Source organism: Leisingera caerulea DSM 24564 (assembly GCF_000473325.1).
Classification (GTDB): domain Bacteria; phylum Pseudomonadota; class Alphaproteobacteria; order Rhodobacterales; family Rhodobacteraceae; genus Leisingera; species Leisingera caerulea.
The window spans coordinates 129,445-143,602 of the sequence record NZ_AXBI01000001.1 but is presented as its reverse complement, the minus strand read 5'-3'; the positions used below and the strand labels follow the sequence as shown (position 1 = coordinate 143,602).

The window sequence follows — 14,158 nt, the reverse complement described above, 5'->3', positions numbered from 1 at the left end:
CCGGCAATGATCGCCACACGGCGAGATGCTGGTACTCTGTTTTGGCGATCTTATCCGGTCTTGACCTGTCTGGGTAGCCGGGCCCAGAGAGTTTACTGTTCCTAAACAGGGAGATTTGCGTGGCTTGTAGAATCCCGATCGATGGGCCAGTGACAAAAGAGGAATTGGAAAGTGACATCCGGCTGCTCGCCAGGCTAGCGGAAGAATTGCCCTCGAAGTCCTTCATTGCACGTTTGTCTGAAAGCGATATTCAAGACAACATACCGCTATATATCGGTGAGATCGAAGCTGCCGTCCAATCCACGGCAACCGGGTATGCGTCCGAGATTGCGAAGCAAGTGATCACTGCCGTGCGGAATGCGGCAGAAGCCGGTGATATCAGGCAAGGTGTCGGCAATGCCTTTTCAGCGCTGCATGAAGCCTGTTCAGAACTGCGTCGCCTGAGCGCTGCTTCTGGGGAAATCGACTGAGCCTTTCGCATTCAGCCGGGTGCAAATAAGTTGGCAATGCCGTTGAAAGCGATACGGCTATGTCCGCAGTGATCGCATTGCTCGACATGGCCGCCGAGCGCGGCGGTCCGGCACAGTTCGATTGCCGTCATGACGCGCTGCTGGGCGGTCGACAGAGATGAGTGCCGGGCACGGTAGGCTTCGCCGTAGCGACGGAAAATGTCCGCCACTTCCGGCCCCGAACGGGGCATCGCCGGGACCTCAGAAGTATTCAGGCTTGGCGGGCGGCAGCGGGGAGGGCGCCGGACGCGGCAAAAGCTCGAACGGACTCGAGGTGGCACAGACCTTGTTGGTGGCGATGCGCAGGTAATGAGCGGTGGTCGCAAGGCTGCGGTGACCAAGCAACAGCTGGATGGTGCGCACGTCGGCTCCGGCCTCCAGGAGATGGACAGCGAAGGCGTGCCGCAAGCTGTGCGGCGTCACGGGTTTGGACAAACGCGAGCGCTCGTGCGCTTTTGTACAGGCCTGTCCCACCGCGTCCCTGGTGATCGGTCGGCCGGCGCGATCGCCGGGGAAAAGCCATTCCTTCGGCTTCCGCATCTTCCAGTAATTGCGAAGGATCTCCAAAAGCTTGGGCGACAGCATCACATAGCGGTCCTTCCGGCCTTTGCCCTGCTCGACACGGACGACCATTCTCTGGCTGTCAATGTCAGCCGCCTTCAGGTGCACGGCTTCCGAGATGCGCAAGCCGGCGGCATAGCAGGTGGTCAGGATGGCGTGATGTTTAACGTTGAAAACGCAGTTGAGGAAATGCTGCACTTCGCCGGGGCTGAGGATGATCGGCAGCTTCTGCGGCTTTTTGGGAAGCGGAAGGGCCTCTTCTGGCACCCAGTCCCTCTTGAGCGTCACCTTGTAGAGGAAGCGCAGCGCCGCAATGGCGATGTGGATCGAGCCTGGTGTCAGCTTCTTCTCGTTGGTCAGATAAATCTGATAGGTTCTGACGTCCTCACGGCCGAGCAAGTCTGGTGGCTTGCCAAAGTGACGTGCAAACAACGATACCTGCTGCAAATACGAGAGCTGGGTGTTAAGAGCAAGATTGCGCACCTGCATGTCCGCGCGCATGCGCTGGCGAAGTTGGGTCATGATGAGCTCCTCTGTCCGAAGGAATGGGCTTGCAAAAGCCGTTCCATTTTCTCGCAGATGTGGCTCCCACTGAATACATGACATCTCTGCCGCTCCGCCATGGCGGAGCGGGTTAGTCCTAGTCAAGTAATGATCACCTCTCCATTATTTGACAAAGGGTTTTACGTATATGGGCGCGATGAGCTTAACTTCATGGCCCAGTTCTGTAATTTGACGCCCCCAATTGTGCGCCGTAGCACAAGCCTCCATGGCAACAACACATCGAGGATGTTGGGCGAGAAAATTGAGGAACTGCGCCCGGTTCAATTTCTTGCGAAAAGCAACTGAGCCATCTGCGCGAGCGCCGTGGAGCTGGAACACGTTCTTTGCCAGATCGACGCCTATAGTGCTAACTTCAGTCATGGATGCTCCTCCTACGAAGTGACATTCTGCAGAACATCACCTTGGCACACTGCGATGCCGTTAGGCGGGGGCATCCACGCCATCACTAACTTTCAATTTGGATCACTCAAGTGGGGCTGATCACCCGTTTAGGAACAGTAAACTCTCCGGACCCGGCTACCCAGACAGGTCAAGACCGGATAAGATCGCCAAAACAGAGTACCACCATCTCGCCGTGTGGCGAGCGTTGCCGGACGCAACTATGTAAGGTTAGTATCCCAAAGTACATATTAAGCGGGCGTCGTCCCCAGCATTTACCCTACCCGTCATGTTTCTCAAGGATGCTAAAATTGAAGACCACTCTACTGACTTGCCTTGCAGTTCTTGGCTTTTTGAAAACCGCGCACGCGGAGGAGGAGAACCGCTGCGGATTGTCTTTTTCTCAAGACGCTGATGATTTTTGCGAGGGGCTGACACATTTGCTCCCTCAATTCGCCGATGACTTCGATCTATCCAGGCTTGATGGACGCTATGCATTGGCTTGCGCGACGATGGAAGGCATCGAGCTCTCCGGCGCGTCCGCCGAGAACGAAACACGGGTGCTTGTGGATCAGCATGAGGCAACCGGCATCTTCCACCCTAAAGCCTTTTTTGGTCCCTCGAGCGGCCCTTTGAACTTCATTCTGGCGATTGCATACACGGATCCTCAGACCGGCGAGGAGAAAACCTTTTCGGTGAATGGAGACCATCAAGGGTTTTACATACTGGAGGATCGGGACGGAGTTCGAAGGTTGTCAAAATGTTTGGAGGCCGCGGAATAGGTCGGGGCACTCTGGAAGGCGCCACAGCAGTGAATTTCCAAACTCCTAAGTGACCCGCTAATTTTGCAGCACGCTATTCTTGCAGCATACCAGCAGGTACAGCTTGGACAACGCAAACATCAGATAGGAACTTGAAAATGTTAAAAAATTTGATTTTGTTTCTGACATTTCTCAGCGCGCCATTTGCCGCCTGCGCTGATCCGACTAAGAGCGATATCTATTGGGCCGTCGTCAGATCTGACAGCGCTAACCTGGTACATTCCGGGATTGAGATCTTTGAGTTCCAAGAGCAGCGGCAGTTTTCCAATGAACTCGCGAACAGTGCTTGCGAGGGCAATGAAGTTGCGCATGGCAAACTTGAGGCGGCTGCGGCTCTGGGAAATGCAACGGCGAATACCGCTCTCGGATGGCTGTACGGAAAACGGCACTGCCACTACTATCAGAACAACCCTGAACTGGTCACGAGCCTGTACAAGCGCGGTGCAGAACAGGGGTACCCCATCGCGATGACCAATTATGGGATCAAGTTGCTTCGAGGCGAAGGAACCGCAAAAAATCCTTATGTTGGCACCGTTTACCTATTGAATGCCGCATTGTCCGGTTGGGGGAATGCGGCCTTGTTCCTCGCCGAGCATATTCTTCTCGGTGTGAATGCAGAATATGACCGGGACGTTGCGCAAGCTCTCTATGATGAATTCCGCTACAGCGCGTATAACGACGAACTGATTGGAAGCGTTGAAAACCTATTGGCGAAACACTGAGCAGGCGGCGTCATTATCGGTGAAATCTGCGGGATAGATGATGCCCGGTTCACAAGCATTCTCTTCCAGACTGCACGTGCCCATTGAGCGGTACAAGCAAGCTCTGGAAGATCTCGCCTGCCGCGCAGATGCCTGCGGCATATCCGGCTATGAAGAGGAGGGCGGGCTTTGTCATTTGTGGACAGCTCCTGTTTTGCAAGGGTTTTCTTTGTGATTTTGATCTTTATGCGTAGCGGTCATTTGTCCGGCCTATTTGCGCGGCACGTTCGACCGCTGGTGACCTGCCCCCCGTTGGTCCCTCGCTCATGAGGAGAGTCTGCGGGTTTGGTTTTGGTAATCGTCGGTCTCGGGCTTGGCAAGCGCGGCAGGCGCGGAGCCCTCAAATAGCTCAAGCGCCTGCCGCGCTTGCTTTGGTGTTCTGTTCCCCAGCGAAGAGTGCGGCCTGACGTTGTTGTAATCGTAGCGCCACAGCGCCAGCTTGCGGCGGGCATCGTCCAGGGTATCGAACAGTTCTTCATTGAGAAGCTCGTCCCGCAGGCTGCCGTTGAATGACTCGATGAATGCATTCTGCTGCGGTTTTCCGGGGTCGATGTAATGCCAATCCACGCCGTTCCTGTAGGCCCATTTCAGGATTGCCCGGCTGGTGAATTCCGTGCCGTTGTCGCTGACAATGCAAGCAGGCTTTCCGTAGATCCGGACGAGCGCGTCCAGCTCCCGGGCAACGCGCTCACCTGAAATGCTGGTGTCCGCGGCCAGGCACAGGTTTTCCCGGCAGCAGTCATCGTTCACGGCCAGAATGCGGAATTTCCGCGACGCGCCGAAGCTATCCGCCAGGAAGTCCAGGGACCAGCGCTGGTTGGGCTGCGTGGTTTCGGGCATCGGCGTTCGCGAGCCCCGGGCGCGTTTGCGGCCCCGCCGCCGCTTCACCGCGAGGCCTTCTTCGCGGTAGAGGCGGTACAGTTTTTTGTGGTTCATGATCATGCCTTTGCGCTCAAGCAGCACGCCGATCCTCCGGTAGCCGAACCGGCGGCGTTTGCCAGCGATCTCTTTCATCTCCTGGCGGATCTCGGGATGGTCGGGCGGGCGTTCGCGCCGGACCGTCTTGGGGTCGACACCGACAAGCCGGCAGGCCCTGCGCTGCGAGAGGTCATGATCCCGCATTGCATTGAGCGCTGCCTCTCGCCGCTCTTTCGGTGTCGTCAGCTTTTTCCCAGCAGGTCTTTCAAAACCACGTTGTCGAGCATCGTGTCTGCCAGCAGCCGCTTCAGCTTGGCATTCTCATCTTCCAGCGCCTTCAGCCGCGCGGCCTCCGATACCTCCATGCCGCCATACTTGGACTTCAGCTTGTAAAAAGTCGCCGGGCTCAGGCCGTGCCGGCGGCACACCTCCGCTGTCGGCATCCCGGCTTCCTGCTCTTTGATCATCCCGATGATTTGCGCCTCGGTGAAACGGCTCTTCCGCATTCGTCTGCTCCTACATAGGTTGGGCAGACTCTACTTCATGGTGAGGGATTTTGCGGGGGGCAGGTCACTGGCCCTGATGAAGTCCGCAAGCTGGGTCCCTATCAAGTTGCCGGGCTATGACGCCCTGACAAAGCCGCGGGGTGTTCCGGCTGCGGCACCAAATGTCATCATCACAGCAATTGCCCTTGCAACTCGTATGGAGCGTTTCTCAAGCGCCCCGAAATCTTAGGCCGGCTTGTAAACCTCCTTCTTCGACATGACGGCCCAGACAATCCGGGCGGTCTTATTCGCCAGCGCCACGCTGACCAACCGGGCGGGCTTTTTCTCCAGCAAGCGCCGGACCCACTCAGCGATTTGTGTTTGCGTATGGGCAACACGTCTGAGAACCGCGGTAGCACCCACGACAAGCAGTTTACGCAGATATCCATCGCCCATCTTCGTGATCCGACCTAGCCGGTCTCTGCCGCCTGAGGAGTTCTGTCTTGGGACCAGCCCGAGCCAGACCGCGAAATGGCGGGAAGACCGGAATTGCGAAGCATCAGTGTGAATCGGCGTGCAAAATTGGCTCTGAAGCAGATTTGGTGCAGCCCAACCTGCTAAGCGCTATATATTGGCAGGTTTTGGAGGAGGTTGCCGATGGCGTCACAGTTTTCACGGCGGGATTTCCTGCCAGCAGGTCTCAAGGCCGACCAGGTTGAGCTTGTTGGGAACACGGTCCGGATCCACTCGCGTTCCGCCAAAGCCACGGCGGCGTGCCCGCGCTGCGGCACGGCTTCACGCCATGTTCACAGCAGGTACCGCCGACGGCCTGCCGATCTTCCTGCGCATGGCCGGAAGGTGGAACTGGTCCTGCTGGTTCGCCGCTTTCGCTGCCGTGCTCTGCATTGCCCAGCCAAGATATTTGCCGAGCGGTTTCCGGCGGACGTGACCCGGCCACATGCGCGGCGCACCTCCCGTCTGCAAGGACTGGTCCGGCACCTCGGCCTGGCACTCGGCGGGCGTCCGGCACAGGCGCTCGCCGCACGGCTCCTGCTGCCGGTCAGCAAGGATACTTTCCTCCGCAGCATCCGGGACACGGCTGAGGCCTCAAACAGTGATCTCCGCGTTATAGGTATCGACGATTGGGCTTGGCGAAAGGGGCAGCGATACGGCACTTTGATCTGCGATCTGGAGCGGCGCCGGGTCATTGATCTCCTTCCGGACCGGGAACCGGCCACGGTCGAGGCCTGGCTGCGGGCCCGTCCAGGGATTGAGGTCGTCGCCCGCGACCGCAACGGAGGCTATGGAGGTGCCGTCTCTCGGGCCTTGCCAAAAGCGGTTCAGGTTGCCGACCGCTGGCACCTGTTAGAAAACGTGAGCACAGCTTTCCTGGCCGCTGTGCAGCGTAACATGCCTGCCATCCGCAAAGCGATCGGAGCAAAGACACTGGACCCAAAGCTGCTGACAGCCGCTGAAAAGCTGCAATACGAAGGCTATCTGCGCCGCCAGCAAACCAACCGGATGGTTCGCCAGATGGCTGATGATGGCGTACCGATCCGGCGGATCGTTCGCCAGACAGGGCTCAGCCGCCAGCTCGTCCGCCAGATTTTGCGCGGGGAACGCGAGGATGTTTTCCGCATCCGTGAGAGCAGTCTGACTCCTTGGCTGCCGCGGCTGGAGCGGGAATGGGCGGGCGGCTGCCGGAACGGCGCCGAAATCTGGCGCCGGCTGCGGGCCGATGGTTTCCAGGGCAGCCTCCGCGTCGTCGGGGAATGGGCCACGCGCCAGCGCCGTGCCGGGCGGGCCGCGCCATCGGGAGCAGAAAAATCGCCGCCCGCGCGCAAGATTGCCCGCCTCCTGACCCTGGGCCGGGATCATCTGTGCAAGGCGGATGCCATCCAGGTCGCAAGGATCGAAGCTTCGCTGCCTGCTCTCGCCACAGCCCGAAGGCTGACCGACCGGTTTACGGACATGGTACGCAATGCTCGCGAAGGCGCGCTGGAAGGATGGCTGAATGAAGCGGAAGACGGGCTGCTCGGTGCCTTTGCCCGCGGGCTGCGGCGAGATCAGGCAGCGGTCGCCGCGGCGCTTCGGGAACCATGGTCGAACGGGCAGACTGAAGGGCAGATTAACCGCCTCAAAACGCTCAAACGCCAGATGTATGGAAGGGCGAACATCGACCTGCTCAAAGCGCGGCTCGTTCAAGCGCTCTGATCTGAGGGAGGCCGAAGTTGCACCAAAACTGAGTCAGAGCCAGTTTTGAACGCTCATTGACACCCTGTCGCGCATGGCAGAATTTCTTCATTCAACCGGATAAGTGCGATGTTTGATTTGATCCCGGATATGGCGGCAAAACGGGCGGAAATGTCGCCCGGCGCCTTGGCCTTTCACGATACAGCGACCGGCAGCGGCTGGAGCTTTGCCCAGATCAATGATGCGGCGAATGCCGTCGCGGCGGGTTTCCGGGCGCGGAACTTGGCCGAAGGCGACCGCGTTGCCATTATTTGCCAGAACCGGGTCGAGTTCTTCATTGCGCTGTTTGCCTGCCAGAAGACCGGGGTCATCTTGTGCCCGCTGAACTGGCGGCAGCCGGCAGCGGAATTGGTGGAAACCCTGGATCAGGCCGGTATCTCACTGCTGCTGACGGACGCGGAGTTTCAGGACACTGCCCGCGAGGCCGCGGCGGGCGCTGGCGCGCCGGTCCTGACAATCGAGGACGATCTTGGCGGCTGGATCAGGGAAGGCGGCCCGGCATTGCAGGCGCCCGTGCCGTCTGACCGGCCGTGGTACCTGCTGTTCACCTCCGGCACCACCGGCTTGCCCAAGGCGGTCATCCAAACGGCCCGCATGGCCTGGGCCAATACCGTGAACATCGGGCAGGCCATCGATATTGCATTAACGGACCGGGCGGTGTGCTTTCTGCCGTTGTTTCACACCGCAGGTATCAACCTGTACACCTTGCCGGTTTTCCTGACCGGCGGCAGCTCAGCCATCCTGCCGAAATTCGAGGCCGAAGCGGTCCAGGGCCTGCTGGCATCCGGGCGGATCAACCAGTTCTTCGCGGTGCCGGCGGTGTACCAGGCCCTGTCGCTGATGCCGGGCATCGAAGACCTGGATTGGTCTTCGATCCGCTGCGGCTGCGGCGGGGCGCCGCTGCCGGAACCGCTGATCCGCTTCTTCGGCTCAATGGGGGCTAATGTGCTGAACGGCATGGGGATGACCGAAACCGGTCCGACCGTTTTCCTGATGGATCCGGCCAATGCGGCAGAGAAAATCGGATCCGTCGGAAGATCACAGAGCCTTGTGGACGTTCGTCTGGCCGGGGTGGCGGATGGGACCGAAGGGGCGGGCGAACTGCAGGTTCGCGGACCAGGGGTCACGCCTGGATATTTCGGCAACCCGGAAGCGACGGAGAAGGCTCTTACCGGGGATGGCTGGCTGGCCACCGGCGATGTCGCGCGGCGCGACGCGGATGGTTATTATTACATCGTCGACCGCATCAAGGACATGTTCATCTCGGGCGGCGAAAACGTTCATCCCGCCGAAGTCGAGCGGGTGCTGAATGCCCACCCTGCCATTCTTGAATCCGCGGTTGTCGGCGTGCCGGATGAGATGTGGGGGGAAGCAGGCGCGGCTTTCGTGATGCTGCGCCCGGGCCAGACCGTTGAGCCTGAAACCCTGCGCCCGTGGTGCCGGGAACGGATTGCCGGGTACAAGGTCCCTGCACATGTGAGGATCGTTGAAGATTTCCCGCGCACGGCTGCAGGCAAAGTCTGCAAACCCAAGCTGCGGGAGGAATTCAGCGATGATTGAGCTTCAGGAACACTGGACCCCAGCGCAAGCGGAGTTTGATACCTTCGCAAAAGTGTCGGGCGATGACAATGCGATCCATGTGGATCCCGCGTTCTGCGCCGGAACAGGTTTTGGACGCACGGTGAGCCACGGGATGCTGATCTATTCCAAGCTTTGGGGGATGCTCAAGCGGCATGACGCTGAAATCACTCAGGTCAGCCAAAGCCTGATGTTTCCGAACCCGGCTTTTGAAGGCGAGGAACTCAGCTTGCGGATCGCGCAAAAGTCGCCGGGCCGCGTGATGATGCGGGTCACGCGGGTGGCGGATGGCGCGGAGTGTTTGGTTGGAGAGGCAGAGATCACATGCTGACGATAGGCCAATCGGCGCGGATCACACGCAGCTACAGCCGGAAAGACCTTGAGGCTTATGCGGCGTTGAGCGGTGCCAGTGTCGGCACTGTGCCGGAGCCGCTGATCGCGGCGCTGTTCTCATATCTTCTTGGGGTGGAACTGCCGGGATCGGACACCAACTATCTCAAACAGGATCTCGCCTTCAAGGCGCCCGCTCCGCTGGACACCGAGCTGGAAGCCAAGGTTGAAATCACCCGGCTGCGGCCGGAGAAACACCTCGTGGATCTGTGGGCCAGCTGCACAGCGCCGGATGGCACGGTAATTTGCGAAGGGCGCAGCCTGGTCAAAGCCAAGGACGTCGCAGGTGCCTTTCACAGCTGACCTGCCCGGAAGGTTTCCGGCTTGCGCGATTCACATCGTTTCGGCGGAAGCTGCCCACCGGTCGGGCAGTCTGTGCCGATCGAAATTGCTAAGCGGAAAAATCTGTCTCTACCCGCCCAAGACATGCTCCCCGGCGAGCCGGCCGAAGACCGATCCGCTGATCAGGCCGGTTCCGCCGGGATAGTTGAAATAGAAGATGCCGCCAACCGGGATTGCCAAGTTGTTTGGGTGTGATTGAGAAAGGCGAGACCTCGGCCCGTCAGGCGCTTATTTCGGCAGCATAGCTGTTCCAGAGGTCGAAAGCATCGGCCCTGGCGTGGCGGTACGAGACGGCGGAAAGTTGATAGCGGCGGGGACAAAAGACGGTGTTGATCTGGTCGTGGGCTGCTAGAAACCTTTGAGCCTGCTTGGGCGATTTGAACCGCCCCATCAGTTTCTCGCGTTTTCGGGTTGGCCTGTGGGATCCTTCAATCCGGTTATTCAAGCCTTTGTGCGCGCGATGATCCGAGCCCGGCGCAAGATCGCAGACCGGTCTGAAATAGCTGCGCAATTTATCTGTGATCACGACGCGGGGTTCGCCATACCGAGCGATCAACCTTGTCAAAAACCGCCTTGCCGCCTTGGCATTCCGCTGTGGCTGGACGAGAATGTCGAGGACATCCCCCTTCGCATCCACCGCCCGCCAGAGCCAGAATTTCCGGCCGTTGATCGGGATGACCACTTCGTCCAGATGCCATTTGTCGGCCGTGCCGGGCCGGTCGCGCCGAATGCAATCGGCGAAGAAGCGGCCAAAGCGGTTGACCCATTGGCGAATGGTTTCGCGGCTGACGACTACACCGCGTTCGGCCAGAAGATCCTCGACATCCGCCGCGCTGAGGGCAAATCGATGATAGACCTAGACCGCATATGCGACGATCTCGCGAGGAAAACGGAACCCCTTCAGGCGCGGCAGTGAGGATGGTTTTTTCATGCCGGTCGCTTAACCCGATCAGAACGCCCAAACGACTTGGCAATCCCCCTTTCAGGCTTCCGCCTCAATCAGCAGCAACTCGGCGGTGATGCAGATGCGGTTTGCATGAGGGCGCAGAACGCCAGTCATGGGAGTTCCGTCGAACCCGACCGAAGCGGCATTCAGGGTGGTGCTGTCGCCAGCGACACAACTGGTACGCAGCAGTACTTCGGTTGCGTAGCTGTCGAGTGTGCCGCTGGTGAAACGCGTGTGGACTAGACTGCCAATCCCTTCGATCCTTAACGGCGCCAAGCCCCGTGCGATCTGCGGCAGCAGGCTATGCGGATCCTCGTTTGGCCGCAGGGTGCAGAGCAGGGCAGGGGCGCCTGCGCCGATCTCGTCGGCTGCTTCTGCGGCTACAGGCGCAAAGAGGTCAAAGCCGGTTTCCGGATCCGGCGCCACATCCAGCGCGGCACCCGACAGGCCCCAGCCGGTTGCGGTCACATCCTCGCGAAGCACCGATTCCGGCGCCAGGAGATGCCCCATGCGCAGATCCCCGCCCGGCGTGCACCACAGCCCGTGGCAATGCAGAAAGGGGGCGCCTGCCTTGCTGCCAAGATGCAGTCCGGCCTCCGAGGCGGCGGCATCCATCAACACATGGGGTTTGCTATACCAAGCGGCACGGCCGTCGCCGGGGGCAGGCGCTGGGATGACATAGGTAAGCCGGGCAAACCGCGCAGGTGGCAGCCTAAGATAGCCCGCGGTAAACCCGGCCGCTGCAAATCCCTGTACCACCGCCTGGTCGAAAGGCAGCCCGGCCGCCAGCCGCAGTGTGACCGGCTGCGCCCGGCAGGGCAGGGCGGCATAGCGGTCTGCCGCACGGGGGCCTGGGTGTGCCAGCTCTTGCAGCGTGTTCATTGTGCCGGCGCCGGTTCGGGCAGGCTGCCGCGGGCAATCAGCTGTTCGCGGATCATCTTCTTTGTGATCTTGCCGTAGGCGCTTTTGGGCATTTCCTCCCAGAACACCGCATGGCGGGGCATCTTGTAGCGGGCGAGCCTGCCGTCAAGCCATTCCAGCAGCCCCTCGCCGGTGATGCTTGCGTCCGTGCGGGCGACGCAAACTGCGACACCGATTTCGCCCCAGACCGGATCCGGGATTCCCAGAACCGCTGCTTCGGACACTGCCGGGTGCTGCAGGATCTTTTCCTCGATCTCGCGCGGGTAGATGTTGGAGCCGCCGGAGATATACATGTCGGAGGCTCGGCCGGTCAGGTAGACGAAGCCCCGGGCGTCCATATGGCCGAGGTCGCCGGTCAGGAACCAACCGTTGCGGAAGCTTTTGGCGTTGGCTTCGGGGTTGTTGAAATAGCCGGCAAAGACGGCGGGGCCGATCACCGCGATCTCGCCGGTTTCGCCGGGCGCCACCTCGCGTCCCTCGCTGTCCTGGATCTGTACCTGCATGCCGGTGCGGGCAAAGCCGCAGCTGCCGATCCGCATGGCCGCATCATCGGCCGAATGATGGCCCGGGGGCAACACTGTGATGTTGCCGGTCACTTCGCCCAGGCCGAAATACTGCACCAGCTTGGGGCCCAGCACCTGCAGCGCCCGGACCTGGTCGGCGCGGTACATTGGGGCGCCGGCATAGATCATGTAGCGCAGGCTGGAATGGTCGTGCTGATGCACCGACGGGTGTTCCACCAGCAGCTTGACGATGGTCGGCACGGTGAACAGGTTGCTGACGTTCCATTTTGCCACCAGTCCCCAGATCTCGTCCGGGTCGAACTTCGCCCCGGCGGGCAGGACCGTTTTGGCGCCATGAGCGACCTGCGCCAGCTGGTGGATGCCGGCGCCGTGGCTGAGCGGCGCCACCACGATTGAGGCGTCTTCGGGGCCCGTACCTGGCATCAGGTCGCAGAGGTGGTTGGTCACGACAAAGGCGAGCTGGCCATGCGTCAGCACCGCTGCCTTGGGCCGCCCGGTGGTGCCGGAGGTGAAAAAGAACCAGCAGGGATCGTCCCGGTCCACCGCCACCGCGGTCTGCGCCTGGCCGCGGTATTCCGCCACCAACGTCTCGTAGCTGTCTCCAAGACCTTCACCGATGCCGATGGTAAAGCGCAGCCGTTTGCAGGCCGCTGCATGACCGGGGAACTCGGCACCGCACAGCATGCCCTTGGCACCGGAACTTTCGGCCAGATAGGCTAGTTCATCCGGCGATTGGCGGAAGTTGGCTGGCACCCAGATCGCGCCGATACGCCAGCAGGCGAACATCGCCTCGAACATTTGGTTGTTGTTGGCCGACTGCACCAGCAGGCGGTCGCCCTTGCCGAGCTCGAAGCGGTCCGACAGGGCGGCGGCAAAGGCAGCGGAGCGAGCCTCCATTTCGGCCCAGCTCCAGGTCCGGTCGCCCCAGACAAAGCCGGTTTCATCGGAGTGGCGGCGGGCGCTTTCGGTCAGCAGATGGGACAGGTTCATCACCCGGGAGGAAACCGGGGTGATGGCTTGGGGCAGGCTGGTGCTCATTTTACCCGCTCCAGGATCGATACATAATTGGCGACCGCGGCGCCGCCCATGTTGAACACGCCGGCGATTTCGGCGCCGGGGATCTGCATGTCTTCGGCCTCCTCCATCAGCTGCATTGCTGCCATCACATGCATCGACACGCCAGTGGCGCCGATCGGGTGGCCCTTGGATTTAAGCCCGCCGGAAGCATTAACCGGCAGCTTGCCGTCCTTGGCGGTGATGCCGTCGCGGATCACCCGGCCGCCCTGGCCGCGTTCGGCCAGGCCCATTGCCTCGTATTCGAGCATCTCGGCGATGGTGAAGCAGTCGTGGGTCTCCACCAGCGACAGGTCATCAAGGGTCAGTCCGGAGTGGTCAAAGGCGGCAGCCCAGGCGCGGCGGGCGCCAGCGAATTCCAGCACGTCGCGGCGCGACAGCGCCATGATCTCATTGGCGTGGGTGCGGGCGCGGAAGGCGATGGCGCGCTGCATGGCGGCCGCGGTTTCCGGGTCTGCCAGCACCAGTACCGCCGCTCCGTCGGAGACCAGCGAGCAGTCGGTGCGCCGCAGCGGGCCTGCGACCAGCGGATTCTTGTCGGATACAGTGTTGCAGAAGGCGGTGCCGAAATCCTTGCGCATATGAGCCAGTGGGTTGGCCATGCCATTGGCGTGGTTCTTGGCGGCGATCATCGCAAGTTCTTCGCTCTTGTCGCCATAGCGCTGGAAATAGCCGGCCGCGATCTGGCCGAACAGCCCGGCAAAGCCACCGTCTGTTTCCGCCTCTTCATTTCGGTAGCAAGCGCCCAGAAGGATGTCGCCGACCTTGGGCGTGGGGGTGGCGGTCATCTTTTCCGCACCCACCACCAGCGCGATCCGGCCCCGGCCCGCGGCGATGAAATCCAGCGCCCCGTGCAGCGCCGCCGAACCGGTGGCGCAGGCGTTTTCAAAACGGGTGGCGGGGGTGTGGGCAAAACGCTCGTCGCCCATTGCCACCAGCGCGGCCTGGAAATCCTGCTGCGAGAAGCCATTGTTGAACACGCCGGCAAAGATGCCGTCGACGTCCTGCGGCGCGATGCCTGCGTGCTCCAGCGCCTCGGTGACAGCAGCGGCCATCAGCTCTTCCGTGCCGGGTAGCGTAGATTTGCCGAACGGCGTATGCCCCCATCCGATGATCTGTGCTTCGCTCATAGT

At 60.8% G+C, this 14,158-nt stretch carries 12 protein-coding genes and 4 pseudogenes; 7 read left to right on the top strand and 9 right to left on the bottom strand.

Annotated elements, in window-relative coordinates:
• Positions 1–149: 149 nt before the first annotated feature.
• Positions 150–470: a hypothetical protein gene (locus CAER_RS0100770; RefSeq protein ID WP_154667602.1), complete on the top strand. Its 321-nt coding sequence runs from the start codon at positions 150–152 to the stop codon at positions 468–470.
• A gap of 17 nt (positions 471–487) precedes the next feature.
• Here the strand turns inward: CAER_RS0100770 and CAER_RS0100765 are convergent.
• The 3 genes and pseudogenes from CAER_RS0100765 to CAER_RS28665 all read right to left on the bottom strand — a co-directional run.
• A pseudogene (locus CAER_RS0100765) lies at positions 488–700 on the bottom strand (transposase zinc-binding domain-containing protein); the annotation flags it as partial.
• A gap of 10 nt (positions 701–710) precedes the next feature.
• Positions 711–1,592 (bottom strand): tyrosine-type recombinase/integrase, encoded by an 882-nt coding sequence (locus tag CAER_RS0100760; RefSeq protein ID WP_027233621.1) that lies wholly within the window; start codon positions 1,590–1,592, stop codon positions 711–713.
• Between the two features lie 147 nt (positions 1,593–1,739).
• Positions 1,740–1,994 (bottom strand): annotated as a pseudogene (locus CAER_RS28665) (IS110 family transposase); the annotation flags it as partial.
• 329 nt (positions 1,995–2,323) lie between these two features.
• Here CAER_RS28665 and CAER_RS0100750 point away from each other — a divergent pair.
• Together CAER_RS0100750 and CAER_RS0100745 are read left to right on the top strand one after the other, a co-directional pair.
• A complete protein-coding gene (locus CAER_RS0100750) occupies positions 2,324–2,794 on the top strand; it encodes a hypothetical protein (protein ID WP_154667601.1) in 471 nt (156 codons plus the stop codon).
• Positions 2,795–2,931: 137 nt separating this feature from the next.
• Positions 2,932–3,555 (top strand): SEL1-like repeat protein, encoded by a 624-nt coding sequence (locus CAER_RS0100745; RefSeq protein WP_027233618.1) that lies wholly within the window; start codon positions 2,932–2,934, stop codon positions 3,553–3,555.
• A 303-nt stretch (positions 3,556–3,858) separates the two neighbouring features.
• Here CAER_RS0100745 and CAER_RS0100735 read toward each other — a convergent pair.
• Both CAER_RS0100735 and CAER_RS27080 read right to left on the bottom strand, forming a co-directional pair.
• Positions 3,859–5,018 (bottom strand): IS3 family transposase gene (locus CAER_RS0100735; RefSeq protein WP_154667600.1). Its coding sequence is split into 2 segments (ribosomal slippage): positions 3,859–4,760 and positions 4,760–5,018, totalling 1,161 coding nucleotides; the frame shifts between segments, so codons are not numbered across the junction.
• A 225-nt stretch (positions 5,019–5,243) separates the two neighbouring features.
• Positions 5,244–5,555, bottom strand: a pseudogene (locus CAER_RS27080) (transposase); the annotation flags it as partial.
• Positions 5,556–5,654: 99 nt separating this feature from the next.
• On the opposite strand from CAER_RS27080, the gene CAER_RS0100720 reads away from it, so the two are divergent.
• From CAER_RS0100720 to CAER_RS0100705, 4 genes are all read left to right on the top strand, one after another.
• Positions 5,655–7,211 (top strand): ISL3 family transposase, encoded by a 1,557-nt coding sequence (locus tag CAER_RS0100720; protein WP_027233537.1) that lies wholly within the window; start codon positions 5,655–5,657, stop codon positions 7,209–7,211.
• Between the two features lie 108 nt (positions 7,212–7,319).
• A complete protein-coding gene (locus tag CAER_RS0100715; RefSeq protein ID WP_027233614.1) occupies positions 7,320–8,810 on the top strand; it encodes a class I adenylate-forming enzyme family protein in 1,491 nt (496 codons plus the stop codon).
• Positions 8,803–9,159 carry a MaoC family dehydratase gene (locus CAER_RS0100710; RefSeq protein WP_027233613.1) on the top strand — a complete coding sequence of 119 codons (357 nt, stop codon included), beginning with the start codon at positions 8,803–8,805 and terminating at the stop codon, positions 9,157–9,159. The genes CAER_RS0100715 and CAER_RS0100710 overlap by 8 nt, the downstream gene beginning before the upstream one ends.
• The gene (locus CAER_RS0100705) at positions 9,153–9,521 is read left to right on the top strand and encodes a hotdog family protein (RefSeq protein ID WP_027233612.1); all 369 of its coding nucleotides are present in this window, start codon (positions 9,153–9,155) and stop codon (positions 9,519–9,521) included. The genes CAER_RS0100710 and CAER_RS0100705 overlap by 7 nt, the downstream gene beginning before the upstream one ends.
• A 259-nt stretch (positions 9,522–9,780) precedes the next feature.
• Here CAER_RS0100705 and CAER_RS27075 read toward each other — a convergent pair.
• From CAER_RS27075 to CAER_RS0100675, 4 genes and pseudogenes are all read right to left on the bottom strand, one after another.
• A pseudogene (locus tag CAER_RS27075) lies at positions 9,781–10,491 on the bottom strand (IS6 family transposase).
• A gap of 51 nt (positions 10,492–10,542) precedes the next feature.
• On the bottom strand, positions 10,543–11,388 hold the full coding sequence (locus tag CAER_RS0100685; protein ID WP_027233610.1) for a PPC domain-containing DNA-binding protein: 846 nt from the start codon (positions 11,386–11,388) through the stop codon (positions 10,543–10,545).
• Positions 11,385–12,989, bottom strand: a complete 1,605-nt coding sequence (locus CAER_RS0100680; RefSeq protein ID WP_027233609.1) for an acyl-CoA synthetase — start codon at positions 12,987–12,989, stop codon at positions 11,385–11,387. The genes CAER_RS0100685 and CAER_RS0100680 overlap by 4 nt, the downstream gene beginning before the upstream one ends.
• Positions 12,986–14,155 (bottom strand): acetyl-CoA acetyltransferase, encoded by a 1,170-nt coding sequence (locus tag CAER_RS0100675; protein WP_027233608.1) that lies wholly within the window; start codon positions 14,153–14,155, stop codon positions 12,986–12,988. The genes CAER_RS0100680 and CAER_RS0100675 overlap by 4 nt, the downstream gene beginning before the upstream one ends.
• Between the last annotated feature and the right edge of the window lie 3 nt (positions 14,156–14,158).